Annotated in this window: 1 pseudogene; it reads left to right on the top strand. The window is 71.8% G+C overall.

Annotation, left to right across the window (positions count from 1 at the left end):
• Positions 1-213 (top strand): annotated as a pseudogene (locus Q0L15_RS20715) (malate synthase A); the annotation flags it as partial.

Raw genomic sequence — 213 nt, 5'->3', positions numbered from 1 at the left:
CCAGCGCGACCGGCTGCGCGAGGACGTGCACGTCACCGCGGAGGACCTGCTGAACGTGCGGGACACGCCGGGCGACGCGACCGAGCAGGGCCTGCGCAACAACGTCGCCGTCGGGTTGCGCTACCTCGAGTCGTGGCTGCGCGGCTCGGGTGCCGTCGGCATCTTCAACCTGATGGAGGACGCGGCGACCGCGGAGATCTCGCGCAGCCAGGT

This window comes from Nocardioides sp. (genome assembly GCF_024509035.1).
GTDB lineage: Bacteria > Actinomycetota > Actinomycetes > Propionibacteriales > Nocardioidaceae > Nocardioides.
The sequence above is the reverse complement of the archived record's forward strand: the minus strand, read 5'-3'. Positions and strand labels throughout refer to the sequence as shown.